The organism is Mycobacterium pinniadriaticum, from assembly GCF_026242045.1.
Taxonomy (GTDB): Bacteria; Actinomycetota; Actinomycetes; order Mycobacteriales; family Mycobacteriaceae; genus Mycobacterium; species Mycobacterium pinniadriaticum.
The window spans coordinates 45,624-69,532 of the sequence record NZ_JAPJDO010000011.1; the positions used below are offsets into that span (position 1 = coordinate 45,624).

General features: G+C 65.9%; 25 protein-coding genes. 11 read left to right on the forward strand and 14 right to left on the reverse strand.

The window, feature by feature from the left end; genetic code table 11:
- Positions 1 to 2: 2 nt before the first annotated feature.
- Positions 3 to 866 carry an alpha/beta fold hydrolase gene (locus ORI27_RS14795; RefSeq protein WP_265997730.1) on the reverse strand — a complete coding sequence of 288 codons (864 nt, stop codon included), beginning with the start codon at positions 864 to 866 and terminating at the stop codon, positions 3 to 5.
- Between the two features lie 171 nt (positions 867 to 1,037).
- Between ORI27_RS14795 and ORI27_RS14800 the strand changes: the two genes are divergently transcribed.
- Both ORI27_RS14800 and ORI27_RS14805 read left to right on the forward strand, forming a co-directional pair.
- Positions 1,038 to 1,739, forward strand: a complete 702-nt coding sequence (locus tag ORI27_RS14800; protein WP_265997729.1) for an IclR family transcriptional regulator — start codon at positions 1,038 to 1,040, stop codon at positions 1,737 to 1,739.
- A 147-nt stretch (positions 1,740 to 1,886) separates the two neighbouring features.
- Entirely contained in the window at positions 1,887 to 3,512 is a 1,626-nt protein-coding gene (locus ORI27_RS14805) for an FAD-dependent oxidoreductase (protein ID WP_265997728.1), read from the forward strand.
- Between the two features lie 3 nt (positions 3,513 to 3,515).
- Here ORI27_RS14805 and ORI27_RS14810 read toward each other — a convergent pair whose 3' ends face one another.
- Positions 3,516 to 5,069 (reverse strand): AMP-binding protein, encoded by a 1,554-nt coding sequence (locus tag ORI27_RS14810; protein WP_265997808.1) that lies wholly within the window; start codon positions 5,067 to 5,069, stop codon positions 3,516 to 3,518.
- Positions 5,070 to 5,129: 60 nt separating this feature from the next.
- On the opposite strand from ORI27_RS14810, the gene ORI27_RS14815 reads away from it, so the two are divergent.
- Positions 5,130 to 5,846: an enoyl-CoA hydratase/isomerase family protein gene (locus tag ORI27_RS14815; RefSeq protein ID WP_265997727.1), complete on the forward strand. Its 717-nt coding sequence runs from the start codon at positions 5,130 to 5,132 to the stop codon at positions 5,844 to 5,846.
- 2 nt (positions 5,847 to 5,848) lie between these two features.
- Here the strand turns inward: ORI27_RS14815 and ORI27_RS14820 are convergent, their stop codons facing one another.
- Genes ORI27_RS14820 through ORI27_RS14845 form a run of 6 tightly spaced genes read right to left on the reverse strand, consistent with a single transcriptional unit; the run spans position 5,849 to position 11,682 of the window.
- Positions 5,849 to 7,057 (reverse strand): DUF1214 domain-containing protein, encoded by a 1,209-nt coding sequence (locus ORI27_RS14820; protein ID WP_265997726.1) that lies wholly within the window; start codon positions 7,055 to 7,057, stop codon positions 5,849 to 5,851.
- Between the two features lie 16 nt (positions 7,058 to 7,073).
- Positions 7,074 to 7,877 (reverse strand): sugar phosphate isomerase/epimerase family protein, encoded by an 804-nt coding sequence (locus tag ORI27_RS14825; RefSeq protein WP_265997725.1) that lies wholly within the window; start codon positions 7,875 to 7,877, stop codon positions 7,074 to 7,076.
- Positions 7,878 to 7,884: 7 nt separating this feature from the next.
- A complete protein-coding gene (locus ORI27_RS14830; RefSeq protein WP_265997724.1) occupies positions 7,885 to 9,054 on the reverse strand; it encodes a sulfotransferase family protein in 1,170 nt (389 codons plus the stop codon).
- Positions 9,051 to 10,181 carry an LLM class flavin-dependent oxidoreductase gene (locus ORI27_RS14835; protein ID WP_265997723.1) on the reverse strand — a complete coding sequence of 377 codons (1,131 nt, stop codon included), beginning with the start codon at positions 10,179 to 10,181 and terminating at the stop codon, positions 9,051 to 9,053. The genes ORI27_RS14830 and ORI27_RS14835 overlap by 4 nt, the downstream gene beginning before the upstream one ends.
- Positions 10,178 to 10,996, reverse strand: coding sequence for a TauD/TfdA dioxygenase family protein (locus ORI27_RS14840; RefSeq protein ID WP_265997807.1), 819 nt, complete (start codon positions 10,994 to 10,996; stop codon positions 10,178 to 10,180). The genes ORI27_RS14835 and ORI27_RS14840 overlap by 4 nt, the downstream gene beginning before the upstream one ends.
- A 41-nt stretch (positions 10,997 to 11,037) precedes the next feature.
- Entirely contained in the window at positions 11,038 to 11,682 is a 645-nt protein-coding gene (locus ORI27_RS14845) for a TetR/AcrR family transcriptional regulator (RefSeq protein ID WP_265997722.1), read from the reverse strand.
- A gap of 80 nt (positions 11,683 to 11,762) precedes the next feature.
- Here ORI27_RS14845 and ORI27_RS14850 point away from each other — a divergent pair, with 80 nt between their 5' ends.
- Together ORI27_RS14850 and ORI27_RS14855 are read left to right on the forward strand one after the other, a co-directional pair.
- Positions 11,763 to 12,263 (forward strand): nuclear transport factor 2 family protein, encoded by a 501-nt coding sequence (locus tag ORI27_RS14850; RefSeq protein ID WP_265997721.1) that lies wholly within the window; start codon positions 11,763 to 11,765, stop codon positions 12,261 to 12,263.
- Positions 12,263 to 13,378 (forward strand): NAD-dependent epimerase/dehydratase family protein, encoded by a 1,116-nt coding sequence (locus ORI27_RS14855; protein ID WP_265997720.1) that lies wholly within the window; start codon positions 12,263 to 12,265, stop codon positions 13,376 to 13,378. Before ORI27_RS14850 ends, ORI27_RS14855 begins: the two co-directional genes overlap by 1 nt.
- Here the strand turns inward: ORI27_RS14855 and ORI27_RS14860 are convergent.
- Entirely contained in the window at positions 13,375 to 14,217 is an 843-nt protein-coding gene (locus ORI27_RS14860; RefSeq protein WP_265997806.1) for an LLM class flavin-dependent oxidoreductase, read from the reverse strand. The genes ORI27_RS14855 and ORI27_RS14860 overlap by 4 nt on opposite strands.
- Positions 14,218 to 14,317: 100 nt before the next feature.
- Between ORI27_RS14860 and ORI27_RS14865 the strand changes: the two genes are divergently transcribed.
- Together ORI27_RS14865 and ORI27_RS14870 are read left to right on the forward strand one after the other, a co-directional pair.
- Positions 14,318 to 15,103, forward strand: coding sequence for an SDR family NAD(P)-dependent oxidoreductase (locus ORI27_RS14865; protein ID WP_265997719.1), 786 nt, complete (start codon positions 14,318 to 14,320; stop codon positions 15,101 to 15,103).
- Positions 15,100 to 16,065: a phosphotransferase family protein gene (locus tag ORI27_RS14870; RefSeq protein ID WP_265997805.1), complete on the forward strand. Its 966-nt coding sequence runs from the start codon at positions 15,100 to 15,102 to the stop codon at positions 16,063 to 16,065. The genes ORI27_RS14865 and ORI27_RS14870 overlap by 4 nt, the downstream gene beginning before the upstream one ends.
- Here the strand turns inward: ORI27_RS14870 and ORI27_RS14875 are convergent.
- From ORI27_RS14875 to ORI27_RS14885, 3 genes are read right to left on the reverse strand one after another with little or no spacing between them, the layout of a single operon-like run.
- Positions 16,062 to 17,360 carry an acyl-CoA dehydrogenase family protein gene (locus ORI27_RS14875; RefSeq protein ID WP_265997718.1) on the reverse strand — a complete coding sequence of 433 codons (1,299 nt, stop codon included), beginning with the start codon at positions 17,358 to 17,360 and terminating at the stop codon, positions 16,062 to 16,064. The genes ORI27_RS14870 and ORI27_RS14875 overlap by 4 nt on opposite strands.
- A gap of 18 nt (positions 17,361 to 17,378) precedes the next feature.
- A complete protein-coding gene (locus ORI27_RS14880) occupies positions 17,379 to 18,152 on the reverse strand; it encodes an enoyl-CoA hydratase/isomerase family protein (RefSeq protein ID WP_265997717.1) in 774 nt (257 codons plus the stop codon).
- On the reverse strand, positions 18,152 to 19,366 hold the full coding sequence (locus ORI27_RS14885; RefSeq protein WP_265997804.1) for an acetyl-CoA C-acetyltransferase: 1,215 nt from the start codon (positions 19,364 to 19,366) through the stop codon (positions 18,152 to 18,154). Before ORI27_RS14885 ends, ORI27_RS14880 begins: the two co-directional genes overlap by 1 nt.
- A 172-nt stretch (positions 19,367 to 19,538) precedes the next feature.
- On the opposite strand from ORI27_RS14885, the gene ORI27_RS14890 reads away from it, so the two are divergent.
- Complete coding sequence (locus tag ORI27_RS14890) at positions 19,539 to 19,928, forward strand: hypothetical protein (RefSeq protein WP_265997716.1); 390 nt, start codon at positions 19,539 to 19,541, stop codon at positions 19,926 to 19,928.
- Here the strand turns inward: ORI27_RS14890 and ORI27_RS14895 are convergent.
- Positions 19,844 to 20,530, reverse strand: a complete 687-nt coding sequence (locus ORI27_RS14895; RefSeq protein ID WP_265997715.1) for a TetR/AcrR family transcriptional regulator — start codon at positions 20,528 to 20,530, stop codon at positions 19,844 to 19,846. The genes ORI27_RS14890 and ORI27_RS14895 overlap by 85 nt on opposite strands.
- A 139-nt stretch (positions 20,531 to 20,669) precedes the next feature.
- On the opposite strand from ORI27_RS14895, the gene ORI27_RS14900 reads away from it, so the two are divergent.
- A complete protein-coding gene (locus ORI27_RS14900; protein ID WP_265997714.1) occupies positions 20,670 to 21,947 on the forward strand; it encodes a cytochrome P450 in 1,278 nt (425 codons plus the stop codon).
- A 20-nt stretch (positions 21,948 to 21,967) separates the two neighbouring features.
- Here ORI27_RS14900 and ORI27_RS14905 read toward each other — a convergent pair whose 3' ends face one another.
- On the reverse strand, positions 21,968 to 22,324 hold the full coding sequence (locus ORI27_RS14905; RefSeq protein ID WP_265997803.1) for a hypothetical protein: 357 nt from the start codon (positions 22,322 to 22,324) through the stop codon (positions 21,968 to 21,970).
- Between the two features lie 226 nt (positions 22,325 to 22,550).
- Here ORI27_RS14905 and ORI27_RS14910 point away from each other — a divergent pair, with 226 nt between their 5' ends.
- On the forward strand, positions 22,551 to 23,330 hold the full coding sequence (locus ORI27_RS14910) for a hypothetical protein (RefSeq protein ID WP_265997713.1): 780 nt from the start codon (positions 22,551 to 22,553) through the stop codon (positions 23,328 to 23,330).
- Positions 23,331 to 23,448: 118 nt separating this feature from the next.
- Positions 23,449 to 23,907: a hypothetical protein gene (locus ORI27_RS14915; protein ID WP_265997712.1), complete on the forward strand. Its 459-nt coding sequence runs from the start codon at positions 23,449 to 23,451 to the stop codon at positions 23,905 to 23,907.
- The last annotated feature ends 2 nt before the right edge of the window (positions 23,908 to 23,909 follow it).

Here is a 23,909-nt window from a genome sequence, read left to right on the forward strand (position 1 = left end):
GCTCATCGCCCCAGGAGGAAGTCGATGTGCAGGCGGTTGAAGGTCTTGGGGTCTTCGTACTGCGGCCAGTGGCCGCAGCCCTCCATCACCTCGAACCGGGCACCCGGGATCATCTCAGAAATTCGCCGACCCTCACTGACGTCGGCGGTCGGGTCGTCACTGGTCCACAACACCAAGGTGGGCGCGGTGATCGCACCGTAGTCCTCGGGGCGAATCAGGTTGCGCTGCCGGATCTCCGGATCCTGCAGAGCCATGATGTCGCGCATCGCCGATACGAAACCGGGTTGCCGGTAGACCCGCTGCCGGCTGGCGACGATGTCGTCATAGTCTTTCGACTTGTCGGCCATCAGCCATTTGATCCGGGCTTGCACCGTTTCCCAGGTGGGGTTCTCCGCAGCGGCCATCGACAGCGTGATGATCCGCTTCATCACCTCCGGGTCGGCCTGTGAACCACCGGCGGTGTTGAGGACGAGGCGGTCGATCCGATCGGGATGGTCGGCGGCGAAACGCGACACGACCCAGCCGCCCAGCGACTCACCGGACAGGTGGGCGGTGTTCGCGCCGATCGCGTCGAGGAAGCCGATCAGGTGATCGACGTAGTGCCCGACCTCGAGCGGGTGGCCCGGCTTGTCGGTATAGCCGTGTCCGAGCATGTCGATCGACCAGGTCGAGAAGTGCTCGGCATGGGATTCGAGGTTGCGCACGTAGGCCTCGGCGTGCCCGCCGGACCCGTGCAGCAGCACCAGCGTCGGCTTGTCGCGATCCCCGGCGTGCAGGTATCGCGTGCGAATTCCGCCGACGTCGAGGTACCCCTGGGAGAACGCGACACCCTGCAGGTCGCTCCAGATGCTCTCGAACTCCGACACCCGCTGGCCCCTATCCTCGGCGATAATGGGATTCTCGCTTTTTGTAAGCAGTATGTGTAAATATTGAACTATGGTGTGCGATATATTAAGAGCATCACTCTCCCGATGCCGTCTGTCAAGGCGCTTCGGGACTGTTCGCCCCGCCTTGTGCATGACCGGCACGGAGAAGCCATGACGCAGACGAAGGTCGACAGGCCGGTCAGCGCCGCGCCCGGATCCCAGACACTGGCGCGCGGCCTGAGCGCGTTACAGCTGGTGGCGGCGGCTCGGGGCGGACTGACCATCCAGCAGGTCGCCGACAACATCGGCGTGCATCGCACCATCGCCTATCGATTACTCAGCACGCTGGCGTCCTACCGCCTGGTCGCCAAGGGTGACGACGGACGGTTCCGGTCGGCGGCGGGCCTGGCAGCCCTGGGCGCTTCGTTCGACAACAACGTCCGGGAACTCAGCCTGCCGATCCTGCGCGAACTGGCCGACAAACTCGGGACCACGGTCTCGCTGTTGGTTGCGGAGGGTGAACAGCAAATTGCTATCGCGGTCATCGTGCCGACCCACGTGTCGTATCAACTGTCCTTCCACGAGGGCAGCCACTATCCGCTCGACCGAGGAGCCGCTGGAATCGCGCTGCTGGCCAGCATGCCGTCTCGGCCGGGCGAGCGGGATCTGGTGACCAAGGCTCGCGACCAGGGCTGGGTCATCACCCATGCCGAGATCGAGCCGAGCACCTACGGGCTGGCGGTACCCGTGGAACGGCCGCCGACGTCCCCCCATACCTGCATCAACGTGATCTCACACCGCGAGGACGTCGTGATGCGGAGCAAGGACGCGGTGATCGAAGCAGCGCAACGACTTTCAGCGGTGCTCAGTTAAGCACCCCGCTGAACTGCGGAAAGGTCTTTAGGCACCTTGACACCCGTGGAACGCCGTCATTAGCGTGTAAACAACGAACAGATCCGTTCGATATATGCACGCACCAATATCGATGCGCGGCAACGGGAGTGATGTAAGGAGCCGGAGATGGCGCAGACCTGGGACCAGGAGGCCGATGTCGTGGTGCTCGGCACCGGGGCGGCCGGCCTCACGGCCGCACTCGCGGCCAGCGCCGAGGGCGCATCGGTGGCGGTGTTCGAAAAGGCATCGACAGTCGGTGGCACCACCGCGGTTTCCGGCGGCATCGCCTGGATTCCCGCGCACAGCCGAGCCGCGGGCGGCGAGCTGACTATCGATGATGCGCTGAAATACCTTGAGGCCCAATCACTTGGCGTGATGGATCGTGACCTGGTTGAGACGTTCGTCCGCACCGGCCCGATCATGCTGGACTACATCGAGGCCCACAGCGCACTGCGGTTCGAGGTCGCCGAGGGCTTTCCCGACTACAAGCCCGAGCTGCCCGGCGGGCAGCCCGGCGGCGGGCGGTCGGTGAACGCCGGACCGTTCGATCTGGCCGCGGTGGGCGAATGGGGGTCTCGCATCACGTCGTTCCCCGTCGATTTCAGCAACGTGGGGATCGACGCCGAGACACGTGCCCGTATCCATGCCGCCGTCGATGACATGGATGGGGATTACTGCGTGGCCGGCACCGCGCTGATCGCCGGCCTGCTCAAGGGACTGCTGGACCGCGGTGTCGTGCCGCTGACCGAGGCCCGCGCGGTTGAGCTGATCGGTTCCGCCGCCGGCATCACGGGTGTACGGATCCATCTGGGCGACAAAGACATTCGAGTGCGCGCCAAAAAGGCGGTGATTCTGGGCACGGGTGGTTTCGAATGGGACGAACGCTTGGTTGAGGCCTTCTTGCGCGGGCCGTTGCGCGGGCCGGTGTCACCGCCGCTGAATACCGGCGACGGCCTGCGCATGGCCATGGCGCATGGCGCAGACCTGGCGAACATGGGTGAGGCCTGGTGGGTGCCGGTCATCCAGATCCCCGGCGACACCCTCGGCGGCAAGCCACGCAGTCGCAGTGTGCGATTGGAGCGCACCCGGCCGCGCAGCATCATCGTCAACCGGGCCGGAAAGCGCTTCCTCAACGAGGCCGGGGAGTACAACTCCATGTCGGGGCCGTTCCACCAGCTCGACCCGCGTACCGGATATGTCAACGATCCGGCGTGGATCGTGTTCGATGCCCAGCACCTCAAACGGTACGGTTTCCTCGGCGTCGAGCCGGGCGGCATCGCACCGGACTGGTTCAACGAATCGGCAACGTTGGCCGAGCTGGAAACCAAGACCGGGATCGACGCCGACGGGCTGGCCGCCACCCTGGCCACCTGGAACGCCGGCGTCGCTGACGAAGTCGATCCCGAATTCGGGCGTGGCGCAAGCGCTTATGATGGGTACTGGGGTGACAACTCAGCGGCCACCCCTGCGCTGCAGACGCTCGGCCCGCTGGACACTCCGCCCTATTACGCCGTGCCGGTGGGGATCGGCGCCATGGGGACCAAGGGAGGCCCCCGCACCGACCGCGATGGCCGGGTACTGCATGTCAGCGGTGAACCGATACCCGGACTGTACGCGGCTGGTAATGCCATGGCCGGCGTGACCGGACGTGCCTACGGCGGTGCGGGCGGAACCCTGGGGCCTGCGATGGTCTTCGGCTACCGAGCCGGCTACCGGGCTGCCACCGGTGAGCCTGTCGAAGTGCCCGCCTGATCGCTACCGCGAGGGTTCGTTCAGCGTGCCGTCGGTAATGCCTTTGCGCACCAAGTACTTCTGAACCTTGCCGCTGGCGGTGCGCGGGTAGTCGGCCACCTCGTGCAGTTCCTCGGGCCACTTTTGCCGCGCGGCGCCACGGCTGTCGAAATGCGCGCGCACCTCCTGCAGGGACGGCATGCTATGGCCCTCCTTGACGCGCAACACCGCCGCCGTGTGCTCACCGAGTCGGGCGTCCGGCGCGGACACCACCACCGCTTCGGCCACCGCCGGCATGCTCAGCAGGAGCTCCTCCACCTCCAGTGCGCTGATGTTCTCACCACCGCGGATGATGACGTCGGCCTTGCGATCGGTGATGGTCAGGTACCCGTCCTCGTCGAGCACGCCGACATCCCCGGTGTGGTACCAGCCGTCGGAGTCGAAGGCTTTCTCGGTGAGCTTGTCGTCGGTGTAGCCGAGGCACAGATCCGGTCCGCGGGAGAGGATCTCGCCGTCGTCGGTCAGCTTCAGCTCAACTCCCGGCCGGGCGTCACCGTCGGTGAGCAACCGCTTGTCCTCGGGAGCGTCCGGCCGTGATCCGGTGATCGACGGGTGTTCGGTGCTGCCGTAGGAGCGGAAAACATGCACGCCCAGGTCGGCCAGCCGACGGGTCACCGCGACCGGCACCGTTGAGCCACCGAGCCCGACGTGTTTGATGCGGCTCATATGCGATTCGGTGAACTTGGGATGGTCGAGCAGGCTGGTCACGAAGTACGGCGGGCCACCGCCGATCGACATGCCTTCGGATTCCATCAATTCCAGCACCCGTCCCGGATCCCAGACGTCGGTCAGATCGATCGGAGCGCCCTCGAGAACCGGTATCAGGAATGCTCCGACCATGCCGATGAAGTGACCGACCGGTGCGGCGGTGAGCTGACGACCGCGATCGGGCGCATAGTTCTCCAGCAGCTGCCGGGTCTCGAACCCCAGCGTCTGGTGGCTGTGGATCACCCCTTTGGGGTCTCGGGTGGTACCGGAGGTGAACGCGATGAGCGCCGGGCTGGCCGGGTCGGTGTGCAGCTCGCCGGCCATCGGCTGATCGGCCAGCAGCTGATCGAAATTCTCGCCCACCAGCCCCACGATCGGGACGTCGGCACACAAATCCGGCTGGAAGCTCATATGACCGAAGTGCTCGGTGGTGATGAAGACCTTGGGCCGCGCGGTGCCGATGATGTGGGTCAGCTCCTTGCGGCCGTAGAAGTGCACGATCGGCACCACCACGGCGCCGAGGAAGGCCGACGCCCAGAACGTCACCGCGGCCTCGACCCAGTTCGGGAGCTGGAAGGCGATGACATCGCCCGGCCCCACCCCGCGGGCCTTGAGCCCTGCCGCCAGCCGGCGTGCGGAGTTCTCCACGTCGCGAAACGTTCCGCTGAACGGACGAACCGCGGAGTGCACCCAGAACCCCGTATCGGGGCTGGCCGCCAGCCCTCGGGCCAGCAGCTCACCGAGGGTGTCCGGCGTCCACCAACCTTCCTCGATGTAGCGTTTGCTCAGCTCAACCGGGATATTCCTCATCACTTGGCGATGCTATTCTCCTGCACTGAGAATGCCAATACCGAAAATGGAGAACCAATCATGGTGGACCTGGAGTGGAGCGAGGGACTCGTGGTCCTCACGATCGACCGTCCGCATGCCCGCAACGCCATCGCATTGTCGACCATGGGCGAGCTCGAAGAGGCGCTCGACGCGGCGGCCGGCGCACGGGCGATGGTCATCCGCGGCGGCGGCGACCGGGCGTTCGTGTCCGGCGGCGACCTCAAGGAACTCAGCGTGCTGCGCACCACCGCGGAGGCCGCCGCGATGGCGGCCCGCATGCGTGCGATCTGTGACCGGATCGCCGGTTTCCCGGCCCCCGTCGTCGCCGCCTTGAACGGCCACGCCCTCGGCGGCGGGGCCGAAGTCGCCGTCGCCGCCGATATCCGGATCGCCGCCGACGACATCAAGATCGGCTTCAACCAGGTGTCCCTGGAAATCATGCCGGCCTGGGGCGGCGCCGAACGGCTGGCCGCACTGGTCGGCACGAGCAAGGCGTTGTTGCTGGCGGGATCGGGGACGGTGCTCACCGCCGACGAGGCCGACCGGTGGGGACTCATCGACCGGGTGGTCCCCCGAGCCACCTTCGACGACGAATGGCGCACGCTGGCGCAGTCGCTGGCCAATCGTCCGGCCGGTCAGATCAAGCGGGTGATCGCCGGCGTGACGCCGGCCGAGGCCATCGACGCCTTCGCCGAACTCTGGGTGTCCGACGAGCACTGGGCGGCCGCCGACCGGGTGATGAACCGCGCCACGTGAGTTCACAGGGGGAACCGACCGCGAACCCCGTTGAACCGCTCCCACAGCTGTGCGGTGCGCTCGGAAGGGGTGACCCGCTTGGTATCCGGTGGTAACGCATCATCGAGCTCGGCGTGCCCGACCACCCGGGTGCTCAGGGTTGCCGGCTGCCCCTCGAGCATGTGGCGGTAGGTGAGATTGCCCCGTTCGAAACCCTGGGTGTCTATCCAGTTGTGCACGCCCGGGTCTTCATGGGCGAGCACCAGCCGGACCTTGCCGTCACTGTCGGTCGACGTCCGGCTCGGGGTGTAGCTCACCGGACGGTAGAGAAAGTCCATGCTGGTGAAGAACACCCCCATGTTGGTGAGCATCCACAAGCCCTCGTGAGCGTCGAATTCGACAATGAGCGCTTCGTCGGAGCCCAACTCCCAGTACATGTTCGCCGCACTCCGGCCGCGCTTGCCGTCCGCATCGGTGGCGGTCATCGCGGGAAAACGATTGGGGTGTTCGTTGTCGACGCCGCCATAGGCGAAGGGGAACTCGGGCCAGCTGGTCATCAACCCGGTGACGAACTCACCCGCCCAGACAAAGGCGTCGATCATTGTGGCGGCGGTCGGCAACGGCTTGGGCGAGGACATATCGACGCGTTCGATGCGTAGCTGTCCGGGGCGCTCGTCCCAGTGGTCGAAACCCTGGCGAATGAACAGTTTTCGAGAATCGCCGGTGGTGGGCAGCCAGTTCGGGCCGCGTTCGGGCCCACCGATGTAGAGCTCGAACCTGCCATCGGGTTCGACGTGCAGTTGGTGACCGAACAGGTTGGCCTCGGGCACGTCACCGAACGGCTCGTGCACGACGTGCGGGCCCTCGGGTCGTGCGCCCTGCACCGTGATATTGAGGAATCTCGCGGACCCGCGCGTCCCGATGATTCGGTACGTGGACTCGCCATCGATCCAGGCTTGCTGATAGGTGAAATCCGCGCAGTCGCCACCCAGTTTGCGAGAGGGACTGCAGAAGGTGTGAATACTCGGATAGTTCGGATCTCGGGTCTCCAGAGCGAGATCGAAAGCCTGCCCGAGGTTCTGGGTGAGGAAGCGGAACGCGTCGGCTCGCTGCAGGCCCGAGGTGGCGTTGTAATCCTTGAACGCCTGGTGGCCGGCAGCCTTCAATCGGTCGCAGAACTCACCCCAGGCCCGGTCGAGTTCCGTGTCGTCAGCTCCGTCGCCGAAAGCCACTGCCCTCCTCCTCTCCTCACCCGCCGAGCCGGTCGAGCATCGCGCTCACCAGGTCGCACCCGCGCCGGGCGGCCGCCAGTCTGCCCTCCACGTCGATTCGCGGCCCGATCAGCTCGAGGTCGAAACCGAATCGGTAGCCGCCCGTCAGCGCCTGGGTCACGAAGGCTTCTATCGGAATCACACCGTCACCGGGCACCGCCCGGGCCGGCAGCGCACGATCGGAGAGCACATAGTCACTCAACTGGATGAGTCGTGTCCGCGGAAGCGCCGAGGCCAGCAGACCCGCGAGGTCGGCCTCGGCCCAGCAGTGGAACAGGTCGATGCAGATGTCGAGCCCGGCCAGCCCGGCGAGTGTGATGGTGTCACGCAGGCTGTGGGCGATATGGATATCGGCGTAGAGGCTGCCGGCATTCTCGATGGCCAGGCTCACGCCAGCCTGCCGGGCTTGCCGCGCACACGGTTCTATCGCGTGGCAGAACCGATCGGCGGCCTGCTCCCAAGTGAAACCGCCGCGGCCACCGGTGAGCATGTAGATGCAGTCGGCCCCGGTGGCGGCCGCGGCCTCGATGACCTGGGAAAGGGCAGCGCGAGCGGCGGCAACCGACGGTTCGTCGCTGGGTATCCGTCCCGAGCCGAACAAGTGGTAGACGGCCTGGATCTGAAAATTCCCGGCCTCGAGAATCGCCAAGAAGTCGGGTGTGAGGAATTGGGTGTCGATGACGCTGAGGCGATGGGCGCCCAGCGCTGTCCAATTGTTCAGCAGTTCAGTGGGACCCGCCCCGAGGAAGGTGACGTCGTGGACTGATAGCCGCTCGTGCATCGTCGATTCAGTCCCGCTTTTCGATGCGGACGCCGAAGCGGTCCCGGAAGGGCGCGAACTCGGCGTGCAGATCGTCGAGGTCTTCGCCGATATCGGTCAACAGCTTGGTCGAGTAGTGAAACTTGCCGTACCGGTCACCACGGTTGCCGGCCAGGTAGTCCCGCATGGCCGTCTCGGCCTCCTGGGTGAGCATCCGTCCGCAGAATGCGTAGTAGCCCCGCACCACCTCGACCGGGTCGGCGATGAAGTCGGTGTACGGGATGTGCATGATTCGCGGATCGTCGACCATCGGTGACGTCATCGTGTTGGCGATGCTCGCCCTGGTCATCTCGAGATGCTTCTTCGCCTCCACCGCCAGGTCGATCGGTCCGACGATGCCGTCGAGGATGTCAGCCATCATCATCGTGCGCGATGCCGCGACCTGGACGGGGTCGCGATGCAGCCACAGCAGGTTCGCATCGGGATAGGTATCGAAAAGCTCCGTAAGACGAAAGCCGTGGAATCCCTTCAAAACCCAGTACTTGCGCGTGCGGTTGTATTGGAACTGCTGCAGCATCGCCTTGTGGATGCGGTATTGCGCCGCCGGGTCCGTCGGCAGCCCCGCCACCACCGCCTGCATCGGAACCCGCCACCAGGCGGTGGGAGTCATCACCCGGAAGTCGAAAGCCCAGGTGCGTTCGTCTTCGGGCAGACCGTCACCGAGCATGTCGTTGTAGGGGTGGCTGCGCAGCCACTTGGGCATCTTGGCGTTGATCTCACGCCAGTCGGCATCGGCTTGATCCTTGCGCGGATCGTCGGCGCCGGCCAGGCCGGGCGGCGGTGAGGGGTACATCACCTCCCAAAAGCGCAGCGCGCGGGCGTGCGGGTCCACCGACATCAGGGCGTGCATCAGGGTGGTGCCCGAGCGCGGTTCACCCGTGACGAACATCGGCCGGTCGATCACCTCCGCGGCGATCGGAAATCGGGCCCGGTCGGCGACGAACTCCAGCCGGGACGTCAGTAGCCAATGACACACCCGGCCGGCCGCCGCAATCCCGTTGGCGTCCAGGCCGATACCGTTGAGATGCTCGATGACCAAGCTGAACCGTTCCGGCAGGGTCGGATCGCCGAAATCGCCGCACCCCGTTTCGGCGCGGGCACGTGCCAGCAGCGCGGTCGCGTCCAACTGGGCGGTCATCGCTGCCCTCCACATAGCGTCAGCAATTCATCTTCCGTCTCGCGCACGTTGGCCGCCGATGCGGCGGCGAACTCCAAGCCCGCCATCGTGCTGTAGTCCAGGATCTTGGGGACCCGAAGCCCGGCATCGACATACGACTTGATGATCCGTGCGACCTCCTTGGGGGTGCCGTGTGGCACCACCGCCAGAATCGCCTCGGGGTCGGCCCGGTCGAGAAATTCCAGGATGCGCTCCCGGGTCAGAGTGGCCGGGTTGATGTCGTGGAATCCACCCCAGTCCTCCCCCATCGGATGGTCAAAGCCGAAGCGGCGCAGGATCTGTGCCGACACCTGAAGCAGGAAGCTCGCCACCAGCGGCGAGCGGACGATCCGTTCGATCGCCACATCGTCGGTGCCGATCAGGCAAACCTGCACGAAGCACGGGGTGATCGCCATCGGGTCACGCCCGGCCCGTTCGGCCGACTGGCGTACCGCGCCGAGCATCTGGCCGTAGTGCTCGGGCGTCCAGGCGCCAGCCGGCCACCAGCCGTCGGCGTAGCGCCCGACCATCTCCAGCATCCGCGGCCCGCTGGCGCCGATCCAGATCGGCGGCAACCGTCCCTCGTACGGTTCGGTGTCCAGTCGCGCTTGTTCGAGCCGGTAGAACTGGCCGTCGAAGTCAACCGGCCCGGCGCTATCCCAAAGCAGGCGGATGACTTTCAGCGCCTCCTCGAAGCGGCTGACAGGTCTGGCGAAGTCGAAACCGTACGGGACGATGTTCTCACTCTCGCCGCTGCCAAGACCCAGGATGAATCGCCCTTGCGACAGATGATCGATGGTGAGCGCACTCTGTGCGAGCAGCGCGGGGTGACGGCGAACGGTGTCCACGACAGCGGTCGCCAGCGGCACGGTGGTGGTGAGCGTGGCCGCGGCCGCGGCCACGGCCATGCCGTCGAGGTGGCGGTGCGGTGACGGTGACACGGTGGCCAGGTCGGTGAATTCCGGGGTCCACAACGCATCCGGCCAGAAGCTCACCATGTGGTCGGGCAACCAGACCGAGTGGTACCGACCGCTGTCCAGATCCGGCAGGCATGACAGGTCCAACGGAAGCGTGGTCCGCAGGAAGGCCGCAGGCGAAACCTCCGTCACCGGAAGGGCTCCTCGCCTTCCAGTTTGGTGCGATGCAGCAGCCTGCCCGACGCCGGATCGTAGGGTGTCGCGCGGTGCATGGTGCCGGTGTTGTCCCAAATGACCAGATCGCCGACCGACCAGCTGTGACGGTAGACGAACTCGGGCCGGGTGGCCCAATCCCTCAGACGGACAAGGAGTTCGACACTTCGCCTGAAATCCATGTCGACCACGTGGTGGGCCGTACAACCCAGTACCAGCGACTTGCGCCCGGAACGATGGTTCCACACCAGCGGCAGTTCGCGGTCACCGATCGCCATCATCGTCCGCAATGTCTCCAAGCGGGGTTCAGGCTCGTAGTAGAACAGCGTGTTCCACGCCGAGTGCATCACCCGCAGCGATTCGAGCGCACGCTTGTCAGCGTCCTCGAGCGCGTCGTAGGCCGCATAGGTATTCGCGAATTCGGTGTCACCGGAGCCGTCCTGGCACACAACCTTGCTGGACAGCAGCGACGCGCGGATCGGCACTTCGTTCATGGTGCCGTCGATATGCCAGTACAGCGATCCCTTCAGGTAGTCGGCCAGCCCATTGATGCTGGTGTCCAGCGTGACGGAATACACCTGCTCACCGGTGCGCTCGGCGGCGAAGGCGCCCAACGTCCGGGTGAAGGCGACCTGCTCGTCATCGGTGAACCCGATCCGTGGGAACACCAGCACCCCACGGTGCTCCAGGAGGTCACGGAGCGCTTCGGCGTGACGTCCGTCCAGGAGTTCCGCTTTCGTCGCGCGGACTTCGGAGGCGATGTTGGGTTTGAGGTCGACCACCGACAGCGTCATTGCCACGCATTAACCATACCCAAGAGTAAAGATATGCGGAACTACCGGGCCAGCACACCGCGCAGGAAGAGATCAACCGCCTGCAGCAGTCGACGGCGCTCCTCTTTACGGCTGCGATAAAGGCCGAAGTCCGCCAGCCGGGCGGGCAAAACCTCGACCATGGCCAGGAAATGCTCGGCGGCGAGTTCGATGTCGTCGACCTCGATGGCGCCGAGCTCCGCGTGGCGGCGGAGCAATGCCATCACCTGCTGTTGGCGGCTCGCCCAGCCGAGCGACTCGGCGGACAGACCGAATTCGGGAAACCGATGGGCTTCGTTTCGCGCGATCTTGTGGAGCTGGACGATGTCGGGATTCAGCGCATGTCGCAGCGCACCCTGGCCGACGGCGATCAGCGCGGTGCGCAGATCCTCATCCTCAGCGCCGTCAGGAGTGTCGACCTGTACCGCACGGCTGAACGCCCACGGGATGACGTCGAGAAAGACCGCGCGCTTGTCCGGGTAGCGCGCGTACAACGTGGGTTTGGTGATCCCGGCGGCATCGGCGATCGCGACCATCGTCGTCGCGTCATAACCGTTCTCCAGGAATGTCTTGACCGCCGCCTCCCGCAGCCGATGCTGAAGGGCCGCGGCCTCGGCCTGCGTGGGCCGACCGCCTCGCCGCTCAGCTGGAGACGATCGCCGTGCCATTCGGGAGAGTTTACGTCGCGGAGCTATCACATCGAGTTGAGGCTGTTACTCGCGGACGGGTCGTTCGCTAGCCTGTGCCGGTGGTCGAAGACGATAGGTGGGCTGACGTCGAAGCAATCAAGCAGCTGAAGGCGCGCTACTGCCGCCTGCTGGACACCAAGGACTGGGCCGCCTGGCGGGACATCTTCACCGACGACTTCGTCAGCGACACCACCGAGTCGGGTGGAGTGCTCATCCACGGTGCGGACGAATTCGTCGAGTTCATCCGCTCAACTCTGGGCAAGCCGTCGCAACCCACCGTCCACCAAGTCCATGCGCCAGAGATCGAGCTGACCTCGCCGCAGGCGGCTTCCGGAATCTGGGCACTCAACGATGTTGTGCGGCTTGGCCCCGGAGTCAATCTGCAAGGGTACGGCCACTACCACGAGACCTACGAGAAGTCCGACGGGCAATGGCGGATCAAGACGTCCAAGCTGACGCGACTGCGTGAGGATGTTTTCAATCCCCTTTTCTCCCTTAGGATTTCCCCCCGCCTGCGCGACTCCGCGGCACGGCTGGCACGAAAGCGAGGCATGGTCTGATGTCCCACCAGACTGTGTTGATCACCGGAGCGTTCGGCCAGGTCGGTTCCCGCTGCGCCGAGATCCTGCTGCGACGCGGACATACCGTCGTCGCTACCGACCTCAAGACGCCGGCAACGGAGGCTGTCGCGGCGCGGCTGGCCGGGGCCGGCCATCCCGGAGTGTTCGTTACGGTGTATGCCGACCTGCTCGACCCCGAGGCAGTGGCCGACTTGTTCGCCGAACACGAGCCCTCCGCGATCGTGCATCTGGCCGCGATCTTCTCGCCGTCCTCGTACCGGAACCCCAAACTGGCCCGACGGGTCAACGTCGGGGGCACCGCCACCCTGGTCGAGGCCGCCGCCACACTGCCGGCGCCACCGATCGTGTTGCTGGCATCGAGCGCGTCAGTGTACGGCTCGCGCAATCCCTATCGCCATCCCGAGCTGATCACCCCGCAGACACCGGTCAATCCGATCGACCAGTACGGCGAGGACAAGGTGCTCGCCGAAAAGGTGATCACCGACAGCGGACTGCCCTACGCGATGCTCCGCCTGGCCGGGATCATCTCTCCCGACGGCGCGGCCAACATGAACAGCGACTACCTGGTCCTGATGCGGGCGACGCCGGGTGACAACCGGCTGCACACCGTGGATGCCCGCGATGTCGGATTGGCCTTCGCCAATGGCGTCGAACGCGCAACGGCCATCGCCGGCAAGGTGCTGCTGATCGGTGGCGATGAGACCCACCGGCACACTCACCGGGATGTGGAGGACGACATGATGGCTGCGATGGGGTTGGGCCGTCTCGGGCCGACGGCCAGCCTGCCCGGCGACCCCGATGACGAGCGCGGCTGGAGCTTCACCGGCTGGTACGACACAACGGAATCCCAAGCACTGCTGGACTTTCAAGAGCACCCCTGGCCGGAGACCGTGGCCTGGGTGGCCGGGGCGCAAAGCAGAGTTCTGCGCACGGTGCTCGGCCTGGCGGGACCGCTCATCAGGCCAGCGATGCGCCTGGCCCTGGCCGCGCAGCGGCGGCACGAAGGCCGCGGGCGCTACGCCGATCCGTGGACCTTCATCGCCGGCAAGTACGGTCCCGAGGCCCTGGCCGGCGCTGCCGACGAACAGCCCTAGCTCGGGAATTCCCGGATCACCGATTCGCCGAACTCAGCGATGGACTCGGGCACCGCGAAGTCGGAGAACCACACGTAGAACCGCTGCGCCCCCTGGTGGTGCAGCCTGGCGAAGTAGTCGATGAGTTCGTCGGCTCGCCCGCACACCAGCCCCGGTCCCAGATGCCCCCAACGGCGCCGGCTCTTCTCGGTTACCGCCTCCGCGTCGGCGCTCTTGCCGATGAATCCCACCATCTGCTGTACCGAGGCCCGCGCGGTTCCGATGGCCGGCAACAATTTCGGCAATTCCCCGACGTACGTTGCCGGCAGATTCCACCAGTCGGCGTGGCGGCGAACCAGTTCCAGCATTCGGGGTCCACGGCCGCCGAGTAACACCGGGATGGGTTGGCTCGGCCGGGGTTGCTGGGCACCCTCGTCCCTGTCCCAATACCGCCGCAGGGCGATCAACGTCTGCTCCAGGGCAGCAACCCGCTGCACTCCGTTCGCGGTACCGAACCCGAACTTGACGAGCTCGTCGGGCATCGAGCCCGACCCCAGCCCCAGATCGAATCGTCCGCCGGACGCCTCGGCGAGGGTGACGGCCTGCTTGGCCAGGACCGCGGACGAGCGGAACGGATCGCAGAGCACGAGGTGACCGATCCGCAGCCGCTCGGTCCGCGCGGCGATCCACGTCGCGGTGGTCATCGCTTCCCAGATAGGGCTGTCCGGAGCCATGGGTGTCTCGAGGTGATCCAGGAAGGCCACCCCGTCGAAACCGCTCGCCTCGGCCGTGCGTGCTCGCAGGACCAAATCGTCCATGCCCATTCGGCTTTGCGGAACATACAGGTGCCACTCGACCATCATTCGACCTTTCGTGTCCATCGCGCCGATCAGCAGGGTAACGTGATTCTCGCTTTCGGAGAACCGGTTCTCGAAATGATGACGGAAGGAGCCGAAGGACGTGGCAGGACGGTGTGCGGGCAAAGTCGCGTTGGTGACCGGCAGCAGCCGGGGTCTCGGCAAGGCGATCGCGCAGCGACTCGCCGGCGAGGGGGCCACCGTGGTGCTCACCGCCCGCACCTCGCAACCCGATCCGAAATATGACGGCTCGCTGCAGCAGACCCAGGAGGAGATCTCCCGCGCCGGGGGCCATGCCATCGCCATCGCCGCGGACCTGTCCAGTCCTGACGAGCGCGAGCGGCTGTTCGCCGAAGCGGTCGCGCAGGTCGGCTCCCCCGACATCCTCGTGAACAACGCCGCGGTGACGTTCCTGCGTCCATTGGATGGCTTTCCGGAGCGACGGATGCGCCTGATGCTGGAGATGCACGTCGTGGCACCCCTGCATCTGACCCAACTCGCCACTCCCGCCATGCGCGAACGCGGCCGCGGATGGGTACTCAACCTGACCTCAGTCGGCGGTGATCTGCCGTCCGGCCCGCCGTTCTCCGAGTTCGACCGAACCGCCGGGTTCGGGATCTACGGCACGGTCAAGGCCGCGATGAACCGGATGACGAAAAGCCTTGCAGCCGAACTCTATGACGACGGTATCGCGGTCAACGCCGCCGCACCGACCAACCCGGTAGCCACCCCGGGTGCGGGCACCCTGGACCTGGCCAAGACCGACACCGAGGACATCGAACTGATCACCCGAACCGCACTGGAACTGTGCACCGGCGACCCGGCGACGATGACCGGCCGCATCGCGCACACCCAGACGTTTCTCCGCGAGATCGGCGCGCTGCCCTGACCGGCGAACTACTCGACGCGCTGCAACGCCGACTCGCCCCGAGGGACATCACGGCGCTGCGACCGCTGGCCGGCGGGGCGTCCAGCCTGACCTTCGCCGGTCACTTCACCGGGCGCCGGGTTGTGGTCAAAGTCGCCCCACCGGGCCTGGCGCCCACCGCGCACCGCGACGTGTTGCGGCAGGCCAGAATTATTCGTGCGCTGTGGACCACCGGTGTCCCAGTGCCCGAGGTGCTCCTCGAGGACCCCGGCGATCCTCCTGATACACCGCCGCTGTTCGTGATGTCATTTTCCGACGGGACATCGGTCGAGCCCTTGTTCGACACCGGTGACGCCGGCCCCTCGGCCGTCGTCGCCGAGCGCTTCCGGCGCGCGGCCGCAACGATGGCAGCGCTGCACCGACTGTCCCCCGCCGGCCTCGGTTTGGGCGGCGAGCCCGTCGTGGCGCCGGCCGCTGAGGTCGACAAATGGTGTCGCACACTGAATACGGTGGACCCGGAACTTGCACCCGGCTGGCAGCGGGTCTCCGACGCCTTGCAGGTATCCGCCCCGCCCGCCATCGCACCCGCGGTTGTGCACGGCGACTTCCGATTGGGCAACCTGCTGGCGGACGAGCAAGGAGTCACCGCCGTCATCGACTGGGAGATCTGGTCGGTCGGCGACCCGCGCGTCGACCTCGGCTGGTTCCTGATCAACTCCGACACCGACACCTACGACCGGATCACGCCCTACCGAGGACTAACACCACCAGTGGCCGATTTGATCGATGAATATCGGAAGGCGTTCGCAGGTGACATTTCAGGGCTGAAATGGTTCCGGGCGCTGGCCTGCTTCAAATCGACCGCCACCTGGTCGCTGATCGTCAAACACAACCGGCGCCGCGCCACCCCAGATCCCGGCCTGGAGGCGATGGCCGCACGGCTACCGGCCGTACTCACCAAAGCCGGCGAGTATCTGAGCTAGCCGCGCGGAATCCCGGCGAGGCGGTCGGCGAACTTCTCCTCGGCAGCCTGCCGCAACCGCAAAAGGTGTTCGGAGGGAAACAGATCCGGCGCCGGCTCCCGATCAGCCAACAACAGCCGCGCAAGGGTGACCTTGTGCACCTCGGTGGGGCCGTCGGCAAGGCCGAGGACGAAGGACTCGACCAGGTGCTGCACGAACGGCATTTCGTGGGTGACGCCCAGCGACCCGTGCAGTTGCAGCGCGCGAGCCGACACATCGTGGAGTACCTTCTGCATCATCGCCTTCACCGCAGAGATGTCGGCCCGCACGGCCTTGTAGTCGTTGTGCTGGTCGATCTTCCATGCCGTCTGCAAGGTCAGTAGGCGGAACGCCTCGATCTCCATCCACGAGTCGGCGACCATCTCCTGCACGAGCTGCTTGCGGCTCAGCGATTCGCCCTGGGTGTACCGCGAGACCGCGCGCTCGCAGATCATGTCGAAGATCCGACGGACCAGCCCGACAGTGCGCATCGCATGATGGATGCGGCCGCCGCCCAACCGCGTTTGCGCCACCACGAACGCACCGCCCCGCGGGCCCAGCATGTGATCGGCGGGCACCCGGACGTTCTCGTACCGCACGTAGCCTTCCCGCCCACCGCCGAGCGGTTGGTAGCCCAAGCCGACATCACGCAGCACATTGATGCCCGGTGTCTCCCCCGGTACCACGAACATCGAATGCCGGTTGTACGGCGGGGCATCGGGGTCGGTGACCGCCATCACGATCAGGAACGACGCCATCGATGCGAACGAGGAGAACCACTTCTCTCCGTTGATGATCCAGTGGTCGTCACCGTCGGGGACAGCCGTCGTGGTGAACACCTTGGGATCTGCCCCGCCTTGCGGCTCCGTCATCGAGAAGCACGAGACGATTCGGTTGTCCAGCAGCGGCTCGAGGTACCGCTCCCTGAGCTGCGGCGTGCCGTAGTGCGCCAATATCTCGCTGTTGCCGGAATCCGGTGCCTGCGAGCCGAAGACGATCGGGGCACATTCCGACCGCCCTAGGATCTCGTTGAGAAGCGCCAGCTTCACCTGGCCGTAGCCCGGGCCGCCCAGATGCTGACCCAAATGGGTGGCCCACAACCCGCGATCTTTCACGATCTCCTGCAGTGGGGGAATCAGCGCTTGGCGCACTGGGTCGTTGAGGTCATGGGATTCGGAGACGATCAGGTCGATCGGCTCGCATTCCGAGCGCACGAACTCCTCGACCCACTTCAGCTGATCCGCCCATTCCGGATCGGTGGAGAAATCCCAAGACATGCGCTTTCCCTTCGCCTGCTACGACCACGTGGATCTGCGGGCCGCCGCGTCATCGGTCGCGTGGCTGAGAACCTGATTGCGGTTCTCGAGCTCGAGCGCCGGGCCAAGGCCCGCGGCGGCGATGTTCACCTGTAGCGCCCGCTTCGTCAGGCGAACCCCCAGGGTGGTCAATCCAGCGATACCACAGGCGATTTCAACTGCCTGATCGAGGAGCTCGGCGGGCTCGAACAGCCTGCTGACCAAGCCGCGCCGGTCGGCTTCCTCGGCCGAGACGGTACGCCCGGTGAGCATCCAGTCCGCGGCGACCCCGGCCCCGACGATCCGGGGCAAGTGATAGCTCATCCCCATCTCCGCGCCGGACAGGCCGAGCAGGATCGCCGCGTTGCCGAATGTGGCCGCAGTGGAGGCGATCCGGATGTCAGCTGCCAGGCTCATCGCCAGGCCGGCCCCCACACATGGTCCGTTGATCGCCGCGATAACCGGCTGCGGCAGGTCGGCAAGCCCTCGCACGAGACCCGCCATCGCCTCCTGGAAGCGCAGCCGTTCGATCGCCGGCGCGCTCGCCTCCAGCATGCCGGGACCGAAGTCGCGGATGTCGATACCCGAGCAGAATCCGCGCCCGGAGCCGGTGAGCACCACCGCGTGTACATCAGCGTCGTTCGACAGCGACCTGAATGCGTCCGCGATCTCGTCGCGCATCGCCTCGTTGATCGCGTTGAGCTTGTCCGGGCGATTGAACCGGACCAGTTGGACACCCGCGGCCGGTGTCTCGATGTCGAGCGTCTCGGCCATCAGACTCGCTCGATGATCGTCGCGGTGCCCATACCGCCACCGGTACACATGGTGACCAGGCCCGTAGTGAGGTCCCGACGCTCCAGCTCGTCGAGCACCGTCCCGATCAGCATGGCACCGGTAGCCCCGATCGGATGCCCCAGTGCGATTGCCCCGCCGTTGACGTTCACCCGATCCGGATCCAGTTCGAGATCGCGAATCGTCTTGAGTGGCACGGCGGCAAAGGCCTCGTTGATCTCCCACAGGTCGATGTCCCCGACGGTCATGCCGGCCTTGGCCAGGCAGCGTTGGGCGGCCGGGCCGGGCGCGGTGAGCATGATGATCGGCTCGCTGCCCACCGCCGCGGTGGCGCGGACCCGAGCGCGCGGCGCTCCCCCATGGGCGTTGACCCACTCACCGGAAGCAACCACCACCACCGCCGCACCATCGACAACGCCTGACGAGTTGCCGGCGTGGTGAACGTGATCGATGCGTTCGACGCCGGGGTAACGCCTGCGGCAGATCTCGTCGAAGCTGAGGTTCTCGCCGTCCAGGTGTGCCGCACCCATGCGTTCAAACGCTGGTGGCAGCCCCGCCAACTTCTCCAACGTCGTTCCGGGCCGGGGATGTTCGTCGCGATCGGCGACGATCACGCCGTCGCCGTTCCGCACGGCGATGATCGAGCGGTCGAAATAGCCGGACGCGATCGCCGCCGCCGCACGGTCCTGGCTCGACACCGCGAAAGCGTCGACGTCCGCCCGGCTGAAGCTTTCCAGGGACGCGATCAGGTCTGCGGAAATACCCTGGGGCACTGTCGGATAGAGCTTCCGGAAGGCGGGGTTAGCGCCGTCGATCGTCGGCGCACCGACGGTGACATCCCAGCGGGACATCGACTCGACGCCGCCGGCCACCACCAAGTCCTGCTGCCCGGCAGCGATCCCGGCGGCCGCCACGGTGACAGCCTGCTGGCCCGACCCGCAGAACCGATTCAGTGTCATACCGGGGACCGTTTGCGGCCAACCGGCCAGCAGCAGCGAGAGCCGGGCGATGTCGTCGCCGTGCTCGCCCGCCATGATCCCGTTGCCGGCGATGACGTCGTCGACATCGGCCGGATCGAAGCCCACTCGATCGGCGGCGGCGGCGAGGCACTGTGCCAACAGATCCTGCGGATGGACGCCGTGCAGGGCACCGTCGGCACGACCCCGGCCACGGGGAGTGCGCACCGCGTCGAGGATGAGCGCGTCTTTGATGTCCAGCCCCCTTCGTCGGAACGCTGCTTTGTCGCAAGCGAGAATAGTATTCTCGCACCGAGTGTCAATGAAGCGGCCATCGGCTGGGACAAACGGCGCCAGCGAAGACGGCCGCATGGCAAACTGAGCCATGCGGTTCGTCCAGTTAGGATGGTCGATGGCACTGGCGGCGGCGTGCGTGGCGGGATCCACGACGCCGGCCAGCGCCGAAGAGCCTGTGCTGCACCAGGTCACCTACAGCGTCTTCACCGAGCAGCCGTTCCGGGCCGCCGACATCTACTACCGGGATACCGAGCCGGCGAACTGGGCTGACTACAGTCACGACCCCTACGTGTTCAGCCCCAAGGTCGAAGCCGACCTTGGGCCGACCCAGAAGTGGGTGCTCAACGTGCAGCTAGCCAATCCCGACGAGTGGGCCATGGTGGCGGCCAGCAGCGGATTGTCCGCGACCCCGCCGAATTTTCACTGCGTGCTCGCCGTCGACGGGGTCGTCGTCGCGGAGAACTCCGGCGCCAAGGGCGCGCTGTGCTCGCTGCGCCACTGGTGAACTGAATCGTCCGCGGACAGCGGCGGCCCCTCCATCACCGTGAGGTACTTCTCGACGAGTTCCATCGTTTCGGCGTGCCCCGCGGTGACGCCGAGCGCCTCACCCAGCATCACCACCGTCGACAAGCCGGTCAGCAGGATGGACCAGACCACTGGCGGCACCTCAGCGGGCAGCACCCCGTGCCGCTCCAGCGCAAGGACGAACACCTTGCGCTGATCCTCGCGGAAGCGTTCGGCATAGCGTGACATCTCGGCGCGCAGGGCCTTGCGGTGATTGGCCAGCGCGGCCATCTCCATGGTGAGCCGGCTGGCCTCGGGATTGATGCCGAACCGCCACAGCGCCCACAACGGCTGGGATGACGCCAGCGCCTGCCGATGGGCTTGCATGCCCTGGTCAGCGTAACGGCGGAAAACCTCCAGGAAGAGATCGTCCATGGTGCGGAAGTAGTAGTGGACGAGCTGCGGTTTGAGGCCCGCCTTCTCGGCGACCCGACGCGAGGTCACCGCCGCGTAGCCTTCGTCGATCAGCAGCTGTTCGGCCGCATCCAGCAGCACCGTGCGATTCTTCGCGTCGGGCGCACCGATCCGCCGCGCCGATGCCATCTGCCACCTCGTTCTCGTTTGACCGCCGATCGAACACGCCGATAGTACGTGCGTCGATGGGATCGCGCCTTGACCACGCACTTTACGTCATGCTAAGCAGGTGCACAGCAATCAGCCCGCCTGGAGGAAAATCACGCTCATGACCGACTTCGCCACCGTTGACTTCCTCACCGATCAGTCGCTGGTTCCCGACCCTTATCCGTACTACGACTATTTGCGTGCGCAGAGCCCGGCGCTGCGGCTGGAGCCGCACGGCTACATAGCCGTCACCGGGTATGAGGAGGCGCTCGAGGTCTACAAGAATCCCGAGGTCTTCTCCAATATCGTGGCCCTCGGCGGCCCCTTCCCGCCCCTGCCGTTCACCCCCGAGGGCGATGACCTCAACCCGCAGATCGACGCGCATCGGACGCAGTTCCCGATGTACGAGCACATGGTGACGATGGACCCACCGGACCACACCAAGGCACGCTCGTTGCTGAGCCGGCTGCTCACCCCCAAGCGGCTCAAGGAGAACGAGGATTTCATGTGGCGGCTGGCCGACCGCCAGCTCGACGAATTCATCTCGCTGGGCCACAGCGAGTTCCTGGCCGAATACGCAAAGCCGTTCTCACTGTTGGTGATCGCCGATCTGCTCGGCGTCCCTGAGGAGGATCACAAAGAGTTCCGCACTGTGCTCGGCGCGGATCGGCCGGAAGCCCGGGTTGGCTCGCTGGATCATCAGTCGGTGGGCACCAACCCGCTGGAGTTTCTCGACGAGAAGTTCAGCAGCTATCTCGAGGACCGTCGCCGCGACCCGCGGGACGACGTGCTGACCGAGCTGGCCACCGCGAAATACCCGGACGGCTCGACGCCGCCGATCATCGAGGTGGTCCGCACCGCGACGTTCCTGTTCGCTGCCGGCCAGGAAACCACCGCCAAGCTGCTCTCGGCGGCGATCAAGGCGCTCGCCGAACGACCCGACCTGCAGCAGGGACTCCGCGAGGACCGCAGCCTCATCCCCACCTTCATCGAGGAATCACTGCGGTTGGAAAGCCCGGTCAAGAGCGACTCACGGCTGGCGCGCCGGACGTCGAAGATCGGCGATATGGACATCAAGGCCGGCACGGTCGTCATGGTGCTGCCAGGTGCAGCCAACCGCGATCCGCGACGCTTCACCGATCCCCACGAGTTCCAGGTCCGCCGCCCCAACGTTCGCGAGCACATCGCATTCGGGCGCGGTGCACACTCCTGCCCCGGTGCGCCGCTGGCGCGGGTGGAGGGCCGGGTGTCGCTGGAACGCATGCTGGACCGGATGGGCGAGATCACCATCGACGAGGAGTTCCACGGACCGGCGAACCAGCGGCGCTACAACTATGAGCCGACCTACATCCTGCGGGGGCTCGCCGACATCCACGTCCGGTTCACCGGAAGGGGCTGACGTCGGCGAGCGCAGCTGGCTCAGGCGTCGCCCTGCACCCAGCGGGTAGCGCCACCAACTGCCAAGCACGACAGGAACATGCCGTCGGGCGCCTGCGCGACGGAATTCTCGTAACCGACGCAGGTGTCGTTCAGATTCTTGACGCCGACCATCGGCGGCGACCGGAAGTACCGCGGCTCATATCGCCGGGGTGACCCGCAGAAGATCAATCGCCCCCAGTTGTTGCGGGTGTCGACACCGAAGACGTAGTACGTCGTGTTGTTGCACGGGGCGCCGAGTTCGACGCCGGGTGTGATGCCCGGAGTGCAGAACGCGTCGTTGCACTCGTCGGCGTTGATCGGCGCCACCGCGGGGTCCGCGGAGGCCGATGCCGGCATCAGCAGTCCGGCCGTCAGGAGGGCAGCAAGAACTGGCACGGTCGATCGCACCCGAATACTTTCGCATACTCGGTAAGCGAATTCTCCGGCTCAGAGAAGAAACCGGCAAGAAATCCCGGCGCGCGCGCTGACGACCGGGCACGGCACGCAACTGCCCCTGTGGAATGCTGGTCTGCAGTGCTAACGTCGCTCTTCGCCACGCGACCGCGATGGACGAGGAGGTCCCATGCCGTCGGGCAAGAGTGATTCCGAGGCACCCGACGCCGACGATGTGGTAACCGCCGAGGCGGCGGAGGCCGCGGCAGCCGCGGCCGAGGCGCGCGCCGAGGCCGCCCGTGCGCGGGCGATCGAATTGCGCCGCAAGCTGGAAGCCTCTCGCGACGAGACCGCGCCATCCGCCGAGACCGTGACCGCGGACGAAACCGATGGCGCGCAACCCGAGGACGTCGACAACGCGGCGCCTGCCGAAGAAGACGGCACCGCCGAGGCCGCCCCGGCCCGCAAGCGCCGATTGCGCCTGCCCCGGCTCAGGACCGTGGCCGCCACACTTGCCGTCCTGCTCGTGGCCGCCCTGCTGAGCGCTACCGGGTACATGCTCTGGCAACACCGCCAAGCGGAGATGGAGCGGCATCGCTCGGCCGAGTTTTCGGCGGCGGCCCGCCAGGGTGTGGTGAACCTGATGTCGTTGGACTTCAACAATGCCAAGGAAAGCGTGCAGCGGGTCATCGACGACTCGACCGGCAAGTTCAAAGCGAATTTCCAGGATGGCGCCGAGGACCTGATCAAGGCGCTGCAACAGGCCAAGATCGTCACCAAGGTCACCGTCAACGACGCCGCGGTCGAGTCAATGGACAAAGATTCCGCGACCGTTCTGGTCGCGGCGACGTCGCAGCGCACCGGCCCGGACGCACCCAAGGAAGATCAGCAGCCGCGCGTCTGGCGAGTGGTGGTCAGCCTGCAGCGGGACGGCGAGCAGCTCAAGATGGCGGACATCGAGTTCGCCTGACGGGGACGTAAGCGGTCAAACCCGTTCTCCGGAAAGCCCAAAGATAGTATTCTCCGATCACGAGAATGCCGATCTCGCAGCGTGTTGAGCTTGGCCTGAAGGTGGAGGAAGCCGGATTTTGAAGTCCCTCGTGATGGCCACGGCGCTGGTGGCGTCGGCGGTGGTCCTCGCCCCGCCCGCCACCGCCGAGATGTACCTGGGCAATTATGAGCTGATCATGCCCGACCGACGCGACTTCCATACCTGGGTGTGGTCGGCGGTGACACCGTGCAAAGACGACGAGAACAACACCATCCCCGATTGCATCCACATCCTCACCCTGCCGCGGCCGATCGCGAAGGCGGTGCAGAGCACCGGCGATGCACATCTGGTGAACGGGCAGTACACCTTCACCGTGGATGATCCGTTCGGCCTGCGCTGCGGCGATATCTATTACGGCCCAACAATTCCCACCCACGATGTCTATACCTGGGATGCGAACACACTCACCGGATCGATGGTCTCGACGTTCGACGCCGGATGCGACGGCGCCCCCGGTGGCAGCTTTGTGTACCCGTTCAGCCTGAACCGGATGTGACC

Excerpts from the sequence above, each read along its gene's own strand:
- ORI27_RS14800 (WP_265997729.1), top strand. The coding sequence starts at position 1,038 with ATGACGCAGACGAAGGTCGACAGGCCGGTCAGCGCCGCGCCCGGATCC.
- ORI27_RS14805 (WP_265997728.1), top strand. The coding sequence starts at position 1,887 with ATGGCGCAGACCTGGGACCAGGAGGCCGATGTCGTGGTGCTCGGCACC.
- ORI27_RS14810 (WP_265997808.1), bottom strand. The coding sequence starts at position 5,069 with ATGAGGAATATCCCGGTTGAGCTGAGCAAACGCTACATCGAGGAAGGT.
- ORI27_RS14815 (WP_265997727.1), top strand. The coding sequence starts at position 5,130 with ATGGTGGACCTGGAGTGGAGCGAGGGACTCGTGGTCCTCACGATCGAC.
- ORI27_RS14825 (WP_265997725.1), bottom strand. The coding sequence starts at position 7,877 with ATGCACGAGCGGCTATCAGTCCACGACGTCACCTTCCTCGGGGCGGGT.
- ORI27_RS14830 (WP_265997724.1), bottom strand. The coding sequence starts at position 9,054 with ATGACCGCCCAGTTGGACGCGACCGCGCTGCTGGCACGTGCCCGCGCC.
- ORI27_RS14840 (WP_265997807.1), bottom strand. The coding sequence starts at position 10,996 with ATGACGCTGTCGGTGGTCGACCTCAAACCCAACATCGCCTCCGAAGTC.
- ORI27_RS14845 (WP_265997722.1), bottom strand. The coding sequence starts at position 11,682 with ATGGCACGGCGATCGTCTCCAGCTGAGCGGCGAGGCGGTCGGCCCACG.
- ORI27_RS14855 (WP_265997720.1), top strand. The coding sequence starts at position 12,263 with ATGTCCCACCAGACTGTGTTGATCACCGGAGCGTTCGGCCAGGTCGGT.
- ORI27_RS14860 (WP_265997806.1), bottom strand. The coding sequence starts at position 14,217 with ATGGTCGAGTGGCACCTGTATGTTCCGCAAAGCCGAATGGGCATGGAC.
- ORI27_RS14875 (WP_265997718.1), bottom strand. The coding sequence starts at position 17,360 with ATGTCTTGGGATTTCTCCACCGATCCGGAATGGGCGGATCAGCTGAAG.
- ORI27_RS14880 (WP_265997717.1), bottom strand. The coding sequence starts at position 18,152 with ATGGCCGAGACGCTCGACATCGAGACACCGGCCGCGGGTGTCCAACTG.
- ORI27_RS14890 (WP_265997716.1), top strand. The coding sequence starts at position 19,539 with ATGGCACTGGCGGCGGCGTGCGTGGCGGGATCCACGACGCCGGCCAGC.
- ORI27_RS14895 (WP_265997715.1), bottom strand. The coding sequence starts at position 20,530 with ATGGCATCGGCGCGGCGGATCGGTGCGCCCGACGCGAAGAATCGCACG.
- ORI27_RS14900 (WP_265997714.1), top strand. The coding sequence starts at position 20,670 with ATGACCGACTTCGCCACCGTTGACTTCCTCACCGATCAGTCGCTGGTT.
- ORI27_RS14905 (WP_265997803.1), bottom strand. The coding sequence starts at position 22,324 with ATGCCGGCATCGGCCTCCGCGGACCCCGCGGTGGCGCCGATCAACGCC.
- ORI27_RS14910 (WP_265997713.1), top strand. The coding sequence starts at position 22,551 with ATGCCGTCGGGCAAGAGTGATTCCGAGGCACCCGACGCCGACGATGTG.